Origin of the sequence: Pseudomonas reinekei, assembly GCF_001945365.1 — a bacterium.
Lineage (GTDB): Bacteria > Pseudomonadota > Gammaproteobacteria > Pseudomonadales > Pseudomonadaceae > Aquipseudomonas > Aquipseudomonas reinekei.
Genome location: NZ_MSTQ01000032.1, coordinates 1 through 15,354 on the forward strand (window position 1 = coordinate 1; position 15,354 = coordinate 15,354).

Genomic DNA, 15,354 nt, shown 5'->3' on the forward strand with positions numbered 1-15,354 from the left:
CGCCATAGTGGGCGAACACCGTGCGCAGGATGTCCTCGATGGTCTGGTCTTGAAAGATCCGCGAATCGAAACGACGCGACAGCATCCACAGCCAGGGGCTCAAGGTGGCCGAATAGCAGGCCAGGCCACCGTCACTTTTCTGCAGGCTGAATCGGCTGATAAAACCGTGAATGTAACGCGACTCGCCGCTCGCCAATTCAATGTCGAGTGACGCCGGTTGCCCTATCAGTGACTTGAGCTCCAGGCGAGCATCCTGACTGATCAGCGACAACTCGAAACTGAATAATGTCGATAAACCCTCCGAGCCGGAGAATCGCTCGAGCAACAGCTCCTGCTGGCTTGCGATCGGGGAGGTGAATTTGATCAGGCGACGGTTCTGCGGGGCAAATACTGTTGTTAGTTCCATTAACAAACTTCCTGCGGCATAAACAGCCAGAGCTCGATCAATGAGCAATGCTTTGGTGGTTCTCAAACACAGGAATTAAGACGTCTAGGAAATAGTTTGTATGTAGGACGCGTCCTTTTTTACGAAAACTCCCCCCACGACAATGGGGCACGCAAACTGGAGCACAACATGACGATCTTCACCCTGCCCTGCAAACGTCTGACGCTGGCCGTTCTCAGCCCCGGCCAGGCAGCGCTGGAGCGCGACTTTTACCTGCGAAACCAGGCACACCTCGCGCCGTGGTCGCCGGTCCGTGCGGACGATTACTACAGCGCGGAAAAAATACGCTCACGCCTCGCGCAGCAAGCCATGGCGTTTGATGAAGGCTATGCGGTGCACTTTGCCGTGCTCGATCGCGACAGCGGCCAGATGATCGGCGCGTGCAATTTCAGCGGCATCATTCGCGGGGCGTTCCAGTCCTGTTATCTGGGTTATCACATCGACCATGCCCATCAAGGCCAAGGCCTGATGCATGAAGCCGTGGACGCGGGCATTCGCTACATGTTCGAAACGCTGAACCTGCATCGCATCATGGCCAACTACATCCCCGGCAACGACCGCAGTGCGCGGTTGCTGGAGCGCCTGGGATTTGAGCGCGAAGGCTATGCCAAGGCGTATCTGAACATTGATGGGCGATGGCAGGATCACGTGCTGACAGCGCGGGTCAGCACGGTGTGGGAAGACCCGGACCGACAATGGTCGCGGCGGTTGGGGTGATGTCGTCGGGCAGTAGAAAGAAGTCGACAGCCCGACCGCTTTCGCGAGCAGGCTTGCTCCCACAGGGTCCTGCGTCGTTCGCCAATCTGATGCCCCCCTCGCACTACTGAGGGAGCGAGTTAGCTCGCGGTGGCTGCCTGACAGTCGATAAAGATACCGCCTGCCTCACCGGCATCTCCAACCGCGCCCGCCCGTAAAACGCCAGCGCCGTCAGCAAACAGGCCAGCCAGACGAAGATCCCGGCCCAGAACGTGTGGGACATGTAGTGCCAACCCTGCAACACCCGCGTTGTGCCGTAGACAAACCCCAGCGCCAGGGAGCCGTACAGGACGGCCTTGGAATAACGCCAGCGATAACGCCGCGCCACGAAGTACAACGCCAACATGGTAAAGCCACCCGAAGCATGCCCGCCCGGCCAGCAACGACCGTCACCGGCGACCTTCAGTAAATCAAAGTTTTCGTACCACTCCTTGTGTTCGATCTTGCCGCCGTACTGGGTGGTTTCAATCGGGCAATACACGCTGGTATGGCCCTTCAAGTAGTGAATCACACCAGTGCTGATGGAGAACGCAAACACCACGTAAAGAAAATCCCGTCGATGCTTGCTGGCAAATCGCAGCACGGGTGCCACTTTGATTCGCTCCAGAAACGCGATGATTTTCGGATGTTTTTCCGCCTTCAGGCGTGGCCAGAGAAAAGACAGCAAGGCGCCAATGATCGCGATCTCGCCGGTCCAGTTCGGAATGATCCGTGCCCATTTATGAGTGATTTTTTCAAACAGATGCACATGGTCCAGCGGGAACGTTTGCGTGACCGGGTCAAAAAAAAGATTGTTGAAGGCGATGTCGATGCTGGTCAGGTCGAACATCAGGAACACCACCACCGCACAAGCCAGCGGGATACCGAAATTGACCGCATAGAAACGATAACGGGAGAGTGAATTCATTGGGTTGTCACCGAGCGCCAATCCGAGGCTTCGATCAGGCCGAGCATGCGTGGCGCTTGCTGCGCCGCCGCCGTGATGAACAGCGAAGCCCCATAGCCCGGGATGGAGTTCGACAGCTTGAGGTCCTTCTCCAGTTGCGCCATACACTCGCTGTGCGTCACCAGGATCAGATTGCGCCCGGCGACCTTGTGCGCCAGCGCATCACGCAACATCGTGCCCTTGCAGTTGACCAGCCAGTCGTCACCGCTGTCGACCTTGTTGAACATGTACCCGGCCGTTTGCATCGTGCGCATGACCGGGCTGTTGTAGATGTCAGCGCTGTCGAGTCCCAATTGTTCAAAGCGGGCACCGACGGCCACCGCTACGCTGCGCGAACGGTCGGTAATGCCATCGTTCCCGCTCAGGCAAGCGGCGCGGGAGTGGTCGCAGCGCTCGACGTGGCGCACCAGCACAATCATGTCGCCCTTGGCCCATCCCGACAGCAGCGCCCGGGCACCCGCGATGTTGCCGTGGGCCAGGTCCGGTACGGCGGCCGGCCGTAACAGAAAGAGCGTGAGAGGGATCACCAACAACGCCGAGGCCAGCACCACCGCTGCATTGCGATAACGGGCAAATCGGCTCAAATCGATCGAACGGCTTATTCCGAACAGACTCAGTCTCAATTCCACATCATGCCGCCCCGCCGGCCTACAACCTTTAATTCAATGCCGCGAGGGTAAACAGGCCGGCGTCGCTAACCAGTGAAACGCTTGTGAAAAAAACCTTGTTACATAAACCCGCCGACAAAATCCTTTCAGCTCTCGCGATTGCTGCCGATACAGACCGTCTACACCGCATGCTGGCCCCCAAAAACAACAATCTTCCAGCCAACCGACGATCGAGAAACACTACGTTCCTGGAGGAATTTTGATGAATAGCTGGTTCGGCAATATCAGCGTGAACCTGAAACTGGGCCTGGGGTTTGGCCTGGTACTGGCCTTGACCTGCGTCCTCGCCCTGACCGGCTGGACCAGCCTGGGCAGCCTGATTGACCGCAGCAACTGGATGAGTGACATCACCCGGCTCAACGCGGGCCTGACCAAGCTGCGTGTGGTGCGCCTGCAATACATGCTGGCCAACGGCGACGAAACCACCGCACAAAACGTGCAAACCACCCTCGAAGCGTTTTCCGCTCAACAGCAAGCGTTGCTGGTGAAATTCAAGAGCCCGGAAAATCTCAAACTGCTCAGGGAGCAAGGCTCTGTCATCGATGCCTACAAGACATCGCTGAACAAAATGCGCGGCGCTTATCGCGCTGGCAACAGCGCCAGCGACGTCATGACCGCCAGTGCCGAAACGGCCAATACGCTGATCAACGACATCAACGCCCGCGTACAGCAAATGCCGCTGAACGACCAACGCTTCGAACAGTTCCAGGCCATCACCGCCGCCAAGGAAGCGTTCCTGCTGGCCCGCTATGAGGTGCGTGGCTACACCGCCACCGCCACCGCCAACGCCGAGACTGAACAAAAAGCTGTCGCGCAACTCGACCTGGCAATCGCCAGCCTGAAATCCTTCAACAGCCACTTCGCTGATGTGCCGGCAGACGCCTTGCGTCAATTGGATAGCGCCTTGGCCAGCTATCGCAGCGCGTTGCAGGCTTACAAAACCGCGAACAGCGATGTGGCGCAGGCACGCAAGGAAATGACGGATCAAGGTGCAGCCATCGTCAGCCTGAGCGAGCAGCTGTATCAGATTCAGCTCGACCGTCGCGACGCCGAAAGCGCCAATGCCCGCACCCTGCAACTGGTCAGCACGCTGCTGGCCTTGTTGGTGGGCATCATTGCCGCCGTACTCATCACCCGGCAGATCACCGGTCCCTTGCGCGACACCCTGGCGGTGGTCGATCGCATCGCCAGCGGCGACCTGTCCCAGGACGTCAAGGTCACCCGCCGCGATGAACTTGGCGTATTGCAACAGGGCATCGCGCGCATGGGCGTGACCCTGCGCGATTTGATCAGCGGCATCCGCGACGGCGTCACTCAGATTGCCAGCGCTGCCGAAGAATTGTCGGCCGTCACCGAGCAAACCAGCGCGGGGGTCAACAGCCAGAAAATCGAGACCGACCAGGTCGCCACCGCGATGCACGAGATGACCGCCACCGTGCAGGAAGTCGCGCGCAATGCCGAGCAAGCCTCGCAAGCCGCTGCGGCGGCCGATGGCGAAGCCCGTGAAGGTGACAAGGTGGTTGGCGAAGCGATCGCGCAGATCGAACGCCTGGCCAGCGAAGTGGTGCGTTCCACCGAAGCCATGAGCGTGCTGCAACAGGAAAGCGACAAGATCGGCAGCGTCATGGACGTGATCAAGGCCGTGGCCGAACAGACCAACCTGCTGGCACTCAACGCCGCGATTGAAGCGGCACGCGCCGGTGAAGCCGGACGTGGTTTCGCCGTAGTGGCCGACGAAGTCCGTGGCCTGGCCCAGCGCACGCAAAAATCCACCGAAGAAATCGAAGGCCTGGTGGCCGGCCTGCAGAATGGGACCCAGCAAGTGGCGGCGGTGATGAACAACAGTCGTACCCTGACCGACAGCAGCGTCGCCCTGACCCGCAAAGCCGGTGCCTCACTGGAGAGCATCACCCGCACGGTGTCCAACATCCAGTCGATGAACCAGCAGATCGCCGCGGCTGCCGAACAGCAAAGCGCCGTGGCCGAAGAAATCAGCCGCAGCATCATCAACGTGCGCGACGTCTCGGAACAGACTGCAGCGGCCAGCGACGAGACAGCGGCGTCCAGCGTTGAACTGGCGCGGTTGGGCAATCAGTTGCAGATGATGGTGAGTCATTTCCGCGTCTGACGCTCGGTCAGCGCTGAATCAAAAAACCAATCGCGGGCAAGCCCGCTCCCACAGGAAACACACTGTACCTGTGGGAGCGAGCCTGCTCGCGATGGCTATTTACGGGACGATGAAAGTTATTCACGTTTCCCACGGATTGATTATTTCCAGCCCGGAAAACCCGAAGTCCCGAACATTGCGGGTGGCAATCGGTGCACCGTGACTTCGGCAGACAGCGGCAATTTGTGCATCAGCCGTCGACACCGTAAGCCCCTTCGCTTCACAACTCGCCACCAACGTCGCGTATTCGACTGCGGCATGACCATCGAAAGGCAATATGCATCGACCCAAGCAAGCACTTGAGCGTCAGGCTCGACCCGCATGAACTCCGAAAGAACATGGGTATCGAGCACTATCATTCAGAGAAATCCACCGCGGTCGCTTTCTCCTTCCGGGCAGGAAGTTGGAGTTCAACCCACCTGCAATCAATGAAATCATTGATTGCAGGCTAGTACATAAACGTTCGGTAAAACTCGTTCTGGTGCCGAACGGCCAATCATGCCCCACGCGGGAATGATCAACAGCTATCTAAAGCTCAAACACTGATCGCATTGGTAAATACCAACCGATTGCCAAACGGATCGGTCACGGTCATGTCCTGGCTGCCCCAAGGCATGGCCTGGATTTGAGGGCGGGCGAAGGTGTATTCCTTGGCCAGTAGCTGCTGCTGGAACGCTTCCAGCTCATCGGTCTCGATGCGCAGGGCCGAGCCCGGTGTTGCGTCGCCGTGGTGTTCGGAGAGGTGCAACACGCATTCGCCGCGGGAGACTTGCAGGTACAACGGGAAGTTGGCTTCAAAGCGGTGCTGCCAGTCGATCTTGAATCCGAGGAAGTCGACGTAAAATTCAACAGCCTTGATTTCATCGAATATCCGCAGGATCGGGGTGGTTTTGCCGAAGCTCATCGAGTTGCTCCCAGACAGAAATAGCCCAGAGTGTAGCCGGGCTGTACGTCAGCAATTCGGCTAGTAGATGGCTTTCTTTAATCTCAATATGCCATCACTGTGACGTACTGCTCGAATTGACACTAAAACCCTTCGCGCAAGTCCCCTTCCCGCGCCAGAAACCGTCCCTCACGGCGCCCGTTTGCTTGACCGTCCTGATAACTCAGCACGCCGTTGACCCACACCCCCTCGATGCCTTCCGCCGCCCGCTGCGGATCATTAAAGTCCGCCACGTCGCGAATCGTTGCCGGGTCGAACAACACCAGATCGGCCCAGTGGCCCTCACGAATCTCACCGCGCGCCTTCAGGCCGAATCGCGCCGCCGACAGCCCGGTCATTTTGTGCACGGCGGTGTGCAGTGGAAACAGTCCTACATCGCGACTGAAATGTCCGAGCACCCGCGGGAACGCGCCCCACAAACGAGGGTGCGGAAATGGATCTTCCGGCAAGCCGTCGGAGCCGACCATCGACAGCGGATGGGCGAGGATTCTGCGCACATCGGCCTCGTCCATTCCGTAGTACACCGCCCCCGCCGGTTGCAGTTGGCGGGCGGCATCGAGCAACGACAGGTTCCACTCGGCGGCGATGTCCATCAGGTCTCGCCCGCCCGTTTCCGGGTGCGGTGTCGACCAGGTAATGGTGATGCGATGGGCATCGGTGACTTGCTTGAGGTCCAGCGTCGAAGAGCTCGCTGCATAGGGATAGCAATCGCAGCCCACCGGATGGTTTTTTGCCGCGTGCTCGAGTGACGCGAGCAGTTGCGGACTGCGCCCCCAGTTGCCGGCGCCGGCACATTTGAGGTGGGAAATGATCACGGGGGATTTCGCGTGGCGACCGATCTGGAATGCCTCGTCCATGGCCTCCAGCACTGGCTCGAATTCACTGCGCAAATGGGTGGTGTACACCGCACCGAACGCCGTCAGCTCTTCGGTCAATTGCATGACTTCGTCAGTGGAGGCCGAGTTCGCGCTGGCGTAGGCAAGACCGGTGGACAAACCCAACGCTCCGGCCTCCAGGCTCTCGCGCAGTTGCTCGCGCATCGCGGCGATTTCATCGGGCGTTGCAGTGCGAAACAGGTCGTCAAGGTGATTGCTGCGCAGCGCGGTATGCCCGACCAATGCCGCAACGTTCAACGTGGTATTCGCGGCCTCGACCGCTGTGCGGTAGTCACGGAATGTCGGATAGACAAATGCGGCCGCACTGCCGAGCAGGTTCATCGGGTCCGGCGGATCACCGCGCAAATTCACCGGCGAAGCACTGATCCCGCAGTTGCCGACGATCACCGTGGTCACGCCCTGGCTGAGCTTGGGCAGCATCTGCGGTTGGCGGATCACCACCGTGTCATCGTGGGTGTGCACGTCGATGAAACCCGGTGCCAGCACCTTGCCTGCCGCGTCGATTTCTTCATTGGCCTGGGCATTGTGCAAGTCGCTGATGCGCTCGATGCGGCCGTTCAGGATTGCCACGTCAGCCGGGTAACCGCGGCTGTTGCTGCCGTCGATGACCAGGGCATTACGGATCAGCGTGTCGTACATCATGTCAGTCTCCCAGCGGCAAGTGATCGTCGCCGCCGCGGTAGTCGTCGAGGGCGAGTTTGATCCGCCGCAAACGCTCTTGATTGTCTTGAGGATTGGCCAGTGCGAGTTCGGTGGCAAGCACGTCGATGGCCAGCAGCATGCCGTAGCGCGCCGCTGTGGGTTTGTAGATGAATGAGGTTTCGGCGCTTTGCAGCGGCAGGATGATGTCGGCCCGTTGTGCCAAGGGCGAGTCGGCGCGAGTGATCGCCAGGATGCGTGCGCCATAGTTGCGCGCCAGTTCCACCGTCTCCACCAGCTCCGGAGTGATACCGGTCAGCGAACAAACGATCACCACATGATCGGTGCTTAGGCTGGCCGCGGTGACGCGCATCATCACCGCGTCGTGGCACACCGCAATCGGATAACCGAGGCGCACCAGGCGCACTTGCAGTTCTTCGCTGCACAGGGTCGAGCAGCCGCCCATGCCGAACGCGTGAATCATGCGTGCCTTGCCCAACAGGCTCACGGCATCGGTAAAACGCGACTCTTCAAAGGCCGACAGGTGCTGGCGCAACGTCGATTCGATATCACCGACGATCTGCCCGTAGAACGCCGATTGATCCGGTGTCCTCGCCGGGTCGAGAAACCGGCTGCCGACGCCATTGGCCTGGGCCAGTTGCAAGCGCAGGTCACGCAAGTCCTTGCAGCCGACCGTGCGAGCGAACCGCGACAGTGTGGCGGTACTCACCTCCGCCCGCAGCGCCAGCTCATCGAGACTGGCGGACGCGGCAAATCCTACGTCGTCGAGCATCAGTCGAGCGATGCGTCCTTCACCGGCGCTGAAGGAATCCTGACGGGCGCGGATCTGGTAGAGGATGTCCATGGCGGGCGACTCCGGTTAAATCAGGTAAGAAAGGCCAACGGTCAGACCGAAAGCGACGAGCGAGATCAACGTCTCAAGTACCGTCCAGGTCTTGAAGGTCTGGGTGACCGTCATGTTGAAGTATTCCTTGATCAACCAGAAGCCGCCGTCGTTGACGTGGGAGAAAATCACCGAGCCGGCGCCGGTCGCCAGCACCAGCAATTCCGGATGCGGGTAACCCAGGCCAATAGCCACTGGCGCAACCACGCCCGAGGCTGTGGTCATGGCCACGGTGGCCGAGCCAGTGGCGATGCGCATCAGCGCCGCAAACAGCCAACCCATCAACAGCGGCGACAAATGGAATTCGTGGGCCAGGCCGACGATCTGGTCGGTGACGCCGGCGTCCACCAGAATCCGGTTCAGGCCGCCGCCGGCACCCACCAGCAGTGTAATGCTCGCGGTGGGTGCCAGACATTCGTTGGTGAACTTGAGGATCGATTCACGGTTGAAACCCTGGGCCAGGCCGAGGGTCCAGAAGCTCAGCAAGGTCGCCAGCAACAGCGCGATCACCGAGTTGCCGATGAACAGCAGGAGCTGGTTGAAACCCGTACCCGGCGTGGAAATCAGGTTGGCCCAGCCGCCGATCAGCATCAGCACCACCGGCAACAGAATGGTCGCCATGGTGATGCCGAAACCCGGCAGGCGGTCGCGCGGTTCGCGTTCGAGGAACTGGCGCTCCAGCGGGTTTTCCGCGGGCAGTTGAATGCGCGGCACGATGAACCTGGCGTACAGGGGACCTGCGATGATCGCCGTCGGAATGCCGATCGCAATGGCGTAGAGCAAAGTCTGCCCCACCGATGCCTGATACACCTGCACCGCCAGCATCGCCGCCGGGTGCGGAGGCACCAACGCGTGCACCACCGAGAGTCCGGCAACCATCGGCAAGCCGACCATCAGGATCGACACGCCGACCCGCCGCGCCACGGTGAACGCAATCGGCACCAGCAACACAAAACCGACTTCGAAGAACAGCGGCAACCCCACCAGGAACGCGATACAGACCATCGCCCAGTGCGCGTTCTTCTCGCCGAAGCGGTCGATCAAGGTTCGCGCCACCTGCTCGGCGCCGCCGGACTCGGCCATCATCTTGCCGAGCATCGTGCCCAGCGCCACCACCAGCGCGATGTGCCCCAGGGTCTTGCCGACCCCGGCCTCATACGCCCCCACCACGCCCGACGGCGGCATGCCTGCCACCAGCGCCAGGCCGATGGAAATCAGGGTGATGACAATGAACGGATTGAGCCGGTAACGGGCGATCAGAACGATCAAAGCAATGATGGCGATGGCGGCATACACCAGCAGCCAATAGCCGAAGGACAGGGTCATGCGGTACTCCTCGAGAGGGTCACGTCGAAATATTTGTGAAAGTCTTAAAGCATTTCGAGAGGCGATTATCAAACGAGGTGAAAGTAATTTTCGTACAGAGGTAAGAGATGTCGCTGACAAATATGTCTTGTCGCGAATAATGAAAATCGGGCAGGTGAATTTTCATTCCCTGCCCAGTCGGTGTTCAGTCGTGGTGAACCCGGGCGCGTCGCAGCAATTTCTTGCAACGCTCGGATAAATGCAGCACCCGCAGGTGCTTGCCGGCTTTGCTGTAGCGCTCGCGCAGGGTGTCGAGCGCGGCGATGGCGGAGTAGTCGACGAAACTCAGATGGCGACAATCGAGCGTCACCTGAGCCGGATCGTTGGCCGGATCGAATTGGTTGAGGAACGGCGTGGTCGAGGCGAAGAACAAGGTGCCATGCACCCGGTAAAGCTTGCTCCCGTCGTTTTCCAGGTGACTGTCGGCGTACAACTGCCGAGCCTGTTGCCAGGCGAAATTCAGCGCCGCGATGATGATGCCGCACAGCACGGCGGTGGCCAGGTCGGTGAACACGGTAATCACCGTCACGGCGATGATCACCAGCGCATCGTTGAGCGGGACCTTGTTCATCACTCGCAGCGAGGCCCAGGCGAAGGTCTGCTGCGACACCACGAACATCACCCCGACCAGCGCCGCCAACGGAATGCGCTCGATCAGCGGCGAGAGGAACAGGATGAACAACAGGATCGACACCCCGGCTACAACGCCGGACAAGCGCCCGCGCCCACCGGAGCTGAGGTTGATCACGGTCTGGCCGATCATCGCGCAGCCGCCCATGCCGCCAAACGCCCCAGAGACCATGTTCGCCGCGCCCAGCGCCACGCATTCGCGATCCGGGTAGCCACGGCTTTCGGTGATTTCATCGGTCAGGTTCAGGGTCAACAGGGTTTCCAGAAGCCCCACCAGCGCCATCAGGATCGCGTACGGCGCGATGATGCGCAGGGTTTCCAGATTCCATGGAATATCCGGCAACGCCAGCGTCGGCAGGCCGCCGGCGATGTGCGCCATGTCACCGAGGGTGCGGGTTGGCAGACCCAGCAGATACACCGCCAGGCCTACACCCACAATCGCCACCAGCGCCGGCGGCACCGTGCGCGTCAGCCGCGGCAGCACATAGACAACGGTCATGGTCACAGCGACCAGACCGATCATCATGTAGAGCGGCGTGCCACTGAGCCAGCGCTCGCCGCTCTTGAAATGCTCCAGTTGCGCCAGCGCGATGATGATCGCCAGGCCATTGACGAAACCGAGCATCACCGGGTGCGGCACCATGCGTACCAGCTTCCCGAGCTTGAGCAAGCCGAACGCCATCATGATCAACCCGCCCAGCAATACCGTGGCCAGCAGGTACTGCACCCCGTGTTGCACCACCAGCGCGACGATCACCACGGCCATCGACCCGGCAGCGCCGGAGACCATGCCCGGGCGCCCGCCGAACAGCGCCGTGAGCGTACAGATGATGAACGCGCCATACAGCCCCATCAGTGGATTGAGATGGGCCACCAGCGCAAAAGCGATGCACTCGGGCAGCAGGGCGAAAGACGTGGTGAGTCCGGCCAGGATGTCGGCGCGTAGACGTATTGGTTTCATGGAGGACCGCATGCAGGGGAAACAGGAAAAGAGTTTGCGGATGTTACGGAATCGAGCGCGGTCCGGCCAGTTTATGCAATTTCAGAAACGCCTTCGCGAGCAGGTCCGCTCCCACTTTTGATCTTTGTGGGGCACAGATGTGTGCACGACGAAGATGCCCTGTGGGAGCGAGCCTGCTCGCGAAGGCAGCAACCCGGTCTAAAGCGAACTCACACCATCTCGTTGCGAATCCACTCCACCACCGAAGTCCGCTTCGGCGCCCAACCCAGCACTTCCCGCGCATGCTTGCCGCGAACCCGGCTGTTGGAGCCCAGGCCATAGTTGGCCATTTCATAGCCCCACTCGGCTTCGGCATCCTTGAGTGGCCAATCCTGTGGTTCACCCAGATCCAGCGCTTGCGCCATGGCCGTGGTCATGTCGCTGAACGACGCTTCACCGCTTTCAACGAAGTAGAACGTGCCCGGTACATTTTTGCTCAGCGCCAGCAGGTACAAGGCAACCACGTCTTCGATGTGCACGTTGGACCAGATGTTCTGGCCCGTGCCCACGTGGCGCACCACACCACTTTTACGCGCCTGCTTCAGCAAGCGAGGCAACTGCACGCTGTCGCGCTTGACGCCCAGGCTGTGGCCATAGATCAGGGTGTTGCAGATCACTGCCGAATTCACCCCGTCCTTCGCGGCGGCGAGGATCAGGTTGTCGATGGCCACGCGTGCAGCCTTGTCGACGGTGGGCTCCGGCAGATTATCTTCGAAGTAGATGACCTCGCTGGATTTGCCCCCCGACGCATCGCCGACAATGCTCGAACCACTGGTGTGCAGGAACACTTTGTTGGAACCGCGCAAGGCATCGAGCAAGGCTTCGACGGCGCCACGATGGTCGCTGCTGGCGGCGCTGATGACGGCGTCGGCGGCTCGGGCCTGGTCAGCCAGCAGTGCGCTGTCGTCAAGCGTGCCGATGACTGCCGTGATGCCCAGCGTTTTCAGTTCATCCGCCTGTTCGGCGTTGCGCACCAGGCCCGTGACGCTGTGACCCGCCTTGATCAGGCCAGTGGCGATGGAACCACCGATAAAACCCGCTGCACCGGTAACGAATACGTTCATGGAGAAACTCCCTGCGTGGATAAGTGATGCAACGAGTATCAAGCCGCTATCCTTGACGAAAAATCCCCGCTGAACCAATTCACTCTTGCGCAGTAATCACGAATCACTCGTCAAAAACGTCGGTGGCGTACAGCGCCAATTTGCTCTGGATAAAGTCCAGAAAGCACTGAATCCGCAAGGCCAGTTGCGAGTTACGGTAGTACACGGCGTTGATCGGCTGGCGATAACCGCTGTTGAATTCCGCCAGCAGCACCTTCAATCGTCCGGCGCGAATGTCTTCGATGGTCATGTAGTGCGACAGGCTGGCGATGCCCTGCCCTTGCAGCGCCAGATGACGGATGGTTTCGCCACTGGAAGCACTGAGCGACGCCTGGATCGGCCAGCGATCACCGTGCACATAACGCAGCGGCCATTGGTTGAGGCCTTCGTTCTGGGTAAAGCCCAGCAACGTGTGTCCGGACAGATCGGTCACGGCGGTCGGTGTGCCGTGTTTTTCCAGGTAAGCCGGGCTGGCGACGATGTGCAACGGACTGCATCCCAGCGAACGGGCATGCAAGGTCGAGTCGGCCAGTGTGCCGATGCGGATGGCAATGTCGGTACTTTGCTCCAGCAAATCGATGATCAGGTCGTTGCTGTTGAGCTCAAGCTGGATGTCGGGGTAGAGCCGTCGAAACTCATCGATGTACGGCACGATGGCGTGCAGCATGAACGGTGAGGCGGCGTTGATGCGCAGGCGCCCGGACGGCGTTTGCTGGCGCGAGGTCAAGCGCTCCTCGAGCTCGTCCATCTGATCGAGAATCAGCTTGGCGTGCTCGAAGAAATACTTGCCCTCTTCGGTCAGATCCATGCGCCGCGTGGTGCGATTGATCAAGGTTGTCTCGAGCTTGGCCTCCAGCCGCGACAACGTACGGCTGACCGCCGACGGCGTTTGCCCGACCTGCTCGGCCGCCGCGGAAATCGATCCGCACTCAATCACGCAGACGAAAATCTGCAACTCATCGGATCTGGCTTTCACGAGTGTTCCTTATCGATAGTCCTGCACACCGTTGTCGATGCTCCTTCGCCACAGGTCAGCACCGGCTTCAGACTTCGATAGTAGCGGAGCCTCAGGCCTTCAGGCCAAACACCTCAGCCAAATGCCGCTCATAACGCGCCACATCACCTTCGATGTTCGGGCGTTTCATCACGTCCACACTCAGAAAGGTTGGCAAACCGGTCATGCCCAGGAACTCGTTAGCCTTGTGAAACGGGAAGTACACCGCGTCCACGCCTTTTCCCTCGAAGAAGTCGGTCGGGTCGTCGAAGGCTTGCTGAGGGGCGTTCCAGGTCAGCGACAGCATGTACTGCTTGCCGTGAACCAAACCGCCGCTGCCGTACTTTTGCGAAGCATCGGAACGGGTGCGGCCGTCGCTGGCGTACAGGCTGCCATGACCTTCGGTAAACACTTCGTCGATGTACTTCTTCACGGTCCATGGCGCGCCCATCCACCAGCCGGGCATCTGGTAAATAATCACGTCGGCCCAAAGGAACTTGGCCACTTCTTCAGCCACGTCGTAGCCCTCGTCGATGAACGTGGTTTTCACGTCCATGCCACCACGGTCCAGCACGCTCAACGCGGCTTCATGCAGGGTGGTGTTGTAACGGCCATCGGAGTGGGCAAATTTTTTGCCGCCATTGAGTAACAGAACTTTTTTCATGAGGGGCTCTCGGGAAGGTCAGGAATTGGATGGCGGCAGAATACTGATCTGCTTCGCGCGAAATAAGCATCCAACTGGCAAAATACATTTGACCCAAACGCACGAATCACAACGCAATTATTGCCTTAGACTAACGCCGTTTCTGACCCGAGGAGCTTTTTTTGATGAGTGATCTGCAAGGTTTCATCCTGCACGCCAAGACCCGCCCGGAAAAATCCGATGCCTTCGAAGCTTTTTTCAGCAGCTACGTAGAAGCCAGTCGCGCCGAGCCTGGCTGCATCGAGTACCACATGCTGCGCGACAAACAGGACCCGACGCTGTTTATCTTCTACGAAATCTGGCAATCCCAGGCCCACCTCGACGTGCACTCGAATCTGCCGCACATGAAGCAATTTCTCGAACAGCGCGATGAGTACCTGGAGCGTGACTTCGAGATCCGCGCCATCGAGATGATCAGCCCGTCGTCCGCTAGCCGCTGATCAACAAATGGCCACCGAGCACTCCGAGGCCCACGAAAAATACGCGTTTGAACACTGTGGCACTGATCCGCTGGCGCAGCCATTGCCCGAGCAACATGCCGAGCACCGCCGGGATCAGCGCCAGCATCGACGCACTCAACTCGCCCCCACCCAGAGCCCCGCGCCATAGCAGCCCGCCGGCCAGGGCGAGGGTCGAGACGGTGAACGAAAGCCCCAACGCCTGCACCAGTTCATCCTTGCTCAACCCAAGTGCCTGCAAGTAAGGCACTGCCGGAATCACGAACACGCCGGTCGCCGAGGTGATGACGCCGGTGATCACGCCGCAAAGCGGGCCGAGCCAGCGCTCGCTGCGACGGCCCACTTGCAGCGTCGGCAGAAACAAACCGTTCAAGGCATAGAACATCAGCGCCGCCCCCAATCCTCGCACCACCCAGTGCCCGCCGGTCATGCCGATCCATAACGTGCCCGCACCGGCGCCAAGAAAAATCGCCACCAACATCGGCCACAACCGTCTGACCAGCGCCGACAGATGCCCGCCGAATGCCAATTGCCAGACGTTGGTCAGGGTCGCCGGGATGATCAACAGCGCCGCAGCCTGCGACGGAGCCATAGCCAGACCGAGCAGGCCCATGGCCACGGTCGGCAGGCCGAGACCGATCACCCCTTTGATCATGCCGGCCAGCAGGAAGGTGGCGACGACCAGCAACGAGAGGGCCAGACCAAGGTTTTGGTAGAACGTGGCGAGCGTATTCATG

15 protein-coding genes and 2 pseudogenes are annotated in these 15,354 nt (G+C 59.9%); 4 read left to right on the forward strand and 13 right to left on the reverse strand.

Annotated features, from left to right (window positions below; all coding sequences use genetic code 11):
• Nucleotides 1-412: contractile injection system protein, VgrG/Pvc8 family (locus tag BVK86_RS28305; RefSeq protein ID WP_249044188.1), on the reverse strand; the 412-nt coding region annotated here is incomplete at its 3' end.
• 162 nt (nucleotides 413-574) lie between these two features.
• Here BVK86_RS28305 and rimJ point away from each other — a divergent pair.
• Entirely contained in the window at nucleotides 575-1,162 is a 588-nt protein-coding gene (gene rimJ, locus BVK86_RS28310) for a ribosomal protein S5-alanine N-acetyltransferase (protein WP_075949525.1), read from the forward strand.
• Nucleotides 1,163-1,265: 103 nt separating this feature from the next.
• On the opposite strand, the gene BVK86_RS28315 is transcribed toward rimJ, so the two are convergent.
• The gene (locus BVK86_RS28315) at nucleotides 1,266-2,108 is read right to left on the reverse strand and encodes a phosphatase PAP2 family protein (RefSeq protein ID WP_075949526.1); all 843 of its coding nucleotides are present in this window, start codon (nucleotides 2,106-2,108) and stop codon (nucleotides 1,266-1,268) included.
• The gene (pmrG, locus tag BVK86_RS28320) at nucleotides 2,105-2,776 is read right to left on the reverse strand and encodes a lipopolysaccharide core heptose(II)-phosphate phosphatase PmrG (RefSeq protein ID WP_075949527.1); all 672 of its coding nucleotides are present in this window, start codon (nucleotides 2,774-2,776) and stop codon (nucleotides 2,105-2,107) included. Before pmrG ends, BVK86_RS28315 begins: the two co-directional genes overlap by 4 nt.
• Before the next feature lie 376 nt (nucleotides 2,777-3,152).
• Here pmrG and BVK86_RS30660 point away from each other — a divergent pair.
• Both BVK86_RS30660 and BVK86_RS30665 read left to right on the forward strand, forming a co-directional pair.
• Nucleotides 3,153-4,037 (forward strand): annotated as a pseudogene (locus BVK86_RS30660) (methyl-accepting chemotaxis protein); the annotation flags it as partial.
• A gap of 201 nt (nucleotides 4,038-4,238) precedes the next feature.
• On the forward strand, nucleotides 4,239-4,943 hold the full coding sequence (locus BVK86_RS30665; protein ID WP_408002977.1) for a methyl-accepting chemotaxis protein: 705 nt from the start codon (nucleotides 4,239-4,241) through the stop codon (nucleotides 4,941-4,943).
• A gap of 120 nt (nucleotides 4,944-5,063) precedes the next feature.
• On the opposite strand, the pseudogene BVK86_RS30275 reads toward BVK86_RS30665, so the two are convergent.
• From BVK86_RS30275 to mdaB, 9 genes and pseudogenes are all read right to left on the reverse strand, one after another.
• Nucleotides 5,064-5,341, reverse strand: a pseudogene (locus tag BVK86_RS30275) (PIN domain-containing protein).
• 176 nt (nucleotides 5,342-5,517) lie between these two features.
• Nucleotides 5,518-5,886: a glyoxalase superfamily protein gene (locus tag BVK86_RS28335; RefSeq protein WP_075949529.1), complete on the reverse strand. Its 369-nt coding sequence runs from the start codon at nucleotides 5,884-5,886 to the stop codon at nucleotides 5,518-5,520.
• Nucleotides 5,887-6,008: 122 nt separating this feature from the next.
• The gene (locus BVK86_RS28340) at nucleotides 6,009-7,463 is read right to left on the reverse strand and encodes an N-acyl-D-amino-acid deacylase family protein (RefSeq protein ID WP_075949530.1); all 1,455 of its coding nucleotides are present in this window, start codon (nucleotides 7,461-7,463) and stop codon (nucleotides 6,009-6,011) included.
• Nucleotide 7,464: 1 nt separating this feature from the next.
• On the reverse strand, nucleotides 7,465-8,325 hold the full coding sequence (locus BVK86_RS28345; protein ID WP_075949531.1) for a MurR/RpiR family transcriptional regulator: 861 nt from the start codon (nucleotides 8,323-8,325) through the stop codon (nucleotides 7,465-7,467).
• 15 nt (nucleotides 8,326-8,340) lie between these two features.
• Complete coding sequence (locus tag BVK86_RS28350; protein WP_075949532.1) at nucleotides 8,341-9,690, reverse strand: GntT/GntP/DsdX family permease; 1,350 nt, start codon at nucleotides 9,688-9,690, stop codon at nucleotides 8,341-8,343.
• Between the two features lie 184 nt (nucleotides 9,691-9,874).
• Complete coding sequence (locus tag BVK86_RS28355) at nucleotides 9,875-11,320, reverse strand: SulP family inorganic anion transporter (protein WP_075949533.1); 1,446 nt, start codon at nucleotides 11,318-11,320, stop codon at nucleotides 9,875-9,877.
• Nucleotides 11,321-11,529: 209 nt separating this feature from the next.
• Nucleotides 11,530-12,423, reverse strand: coding sequence for an NAD-dependent epimerase/dehydratase family protein (locus BVK86_RS28360; protein WP_075949534.1), 894 nt, complete (start codon nucleotides 12,421-12,423; stop codon nucleotides 11,530-11,532).
• Nucleotides 12,424-12,526: 103 nt separating this feature from the next.
• Nucleotides 12,527-13,438: a LysR family transcriptional regulator gene (locus BVK86_RS28365; RefSeq protein ID WP_075949535.1), complete on the reverse strand. Its 912-nt coding sequence runs from the start codon at nucleotides 13,436-13,438 to the stop codon at nucleotides 12,527-12,529.
• Between the two features lie 91 nt (nucleotides 13,439-13,529).
• Nucleotides 13,530-14,120, reverse strand: a complete 591-nt coding sequence (gene mdaB / locus BVK86_RS28370) for an NADPH:quinone oxidoreductase MdaB (protein ID WP_075949536.1) — start codon at nucleotides 14,118-14,120, stop codon at nucleotides 13,530-13,532.
• A 164-nt stretch (nucleotides 14,121-14,284) separates the two neighbouring features.
• Between mdaB and BVK86_RS28375 the strand changes: the two genes are divergently transcribed.
• Entirely contained in the window at nucleotides 14,285-14,599 is a 315-nt protein-coding gene (locus tag BVK86_RS28375; RefSeq protein ID WP_075949537.1) for a putative quinol monooxygenase, read from the forward strand.
• On the opposite strand, the gene BVK86_RS28380 is transcribed toward BVK86_RS28375, so the two are convergent.
• Nucleotides 14,589-15,353, reverse strand: coding sequence for a sulfite exporter TauE/SafE family protein (locus BVK86_RS28380; RefSeq protein ID WP_075949538.1), 765 nt, complete (start codon nucleotides 15,351-15,353; stop codon nucleotides 14,589-14,591). The two genes, BVK86_RS28375 and BVK86_RS28380, sit on opposite strands and share 11 nt — an antisense overlap.
• Between the last annotated feature and the right edge of the window lies 1 nt (nucleotide 15,354).

What these genes read in the sequence shown, in the direction of transcription:
- rimJ (WP_075949525.1), top strand. Translation starts at nt 575, where the DNA reads ATGACGATCTTCACCCTGCCCTGCAAACGTCTGACGCTGGCCGTTCTC.
- BVK86_RS28315 (WP_075949526.1), bottom strand. Translation starts at nt 2,108, where the DNA reads ATGAATTCACTCTCCCGTTATCGTTTCTATGCGGTCAATTTCGGTATC.
- BVK86_RS30665 (WP_408002977.1), top strand. Translation starts at nt 4,239, where the DNA reads ATGACCGCCACCGTGCAGGAAGTCGCGCGCAATGCCGAGCAAGCCTCG.
- BVK86_RS28335 (WP_075949529.1), bottom strand. Translation starts at nt 5,886, where the DNA reads ATGAGCTTCGGCAAAACCACCCCGATCCTGCGGATATTCGATGAAATC.
- BVK86_RS28340 (WP_075949530.1), bottom strand. Translation starts at nt 7,463, where the DNA reads ATGATGTACGACACGCTGATCCGTAATGCCCTGGTCATCGACGGCAGC.
- BVK86_RS28345 (WP_075949531.1), bottom strand. Translation starts at nt 8,325, where the DNA reads ATGGACATCCTCTACCAGATCCGCGCCCGTCAGGATTCCTTCAGCGCC.
- BVK86_RS28350 (WP_075949532.1), bottom strand. Translation starts at nt 9,690, where the DNA reads ATGACCCTGTCCTTCGGCTATTGGCTGCTGGTGTATGCCGCCATCGCC.
- BVK86_RS28355 (WP_075949533.1), bottom strand. Translation starts at nt 11,320, where the DNA reads ATGAAACCAATACGTCTACGCGCCGACATCCTGGCCGGACTCACCACG.
- BVK86_RS28360 (WP_075949534.1), bottom strand. Translation starts at nt 12,423, where the DNA reads ATGAACGTATTCGTTACCGGTGCAGCGGGTTTTATCGGTGGTTCCATC.
- mdaB (WP_075949536.1), bottom strand. Translation starts at nt 14,120, where the DNA reads ATGAAAAAAGTTCTGTTACTCAATGGCGGCAAAAAATTTGCCCACTCC.
- BVK86_RS28375 (WP_075949537.1), top strand. Translation starts at nt 14,285, where the DNA reads ATGAGTGATCTGCAAGGTTTCATCCTGCACGCCAAGACCCGCCCGGAA.
- BVK86_RS28380 (WP_075949538.1), bottom strand. Translation starts at nt 15,353, where the DNA reads ATGAATACGCTCGCCACGTTCTACCAAAACCTTGGTCTGGCCCTCTCG.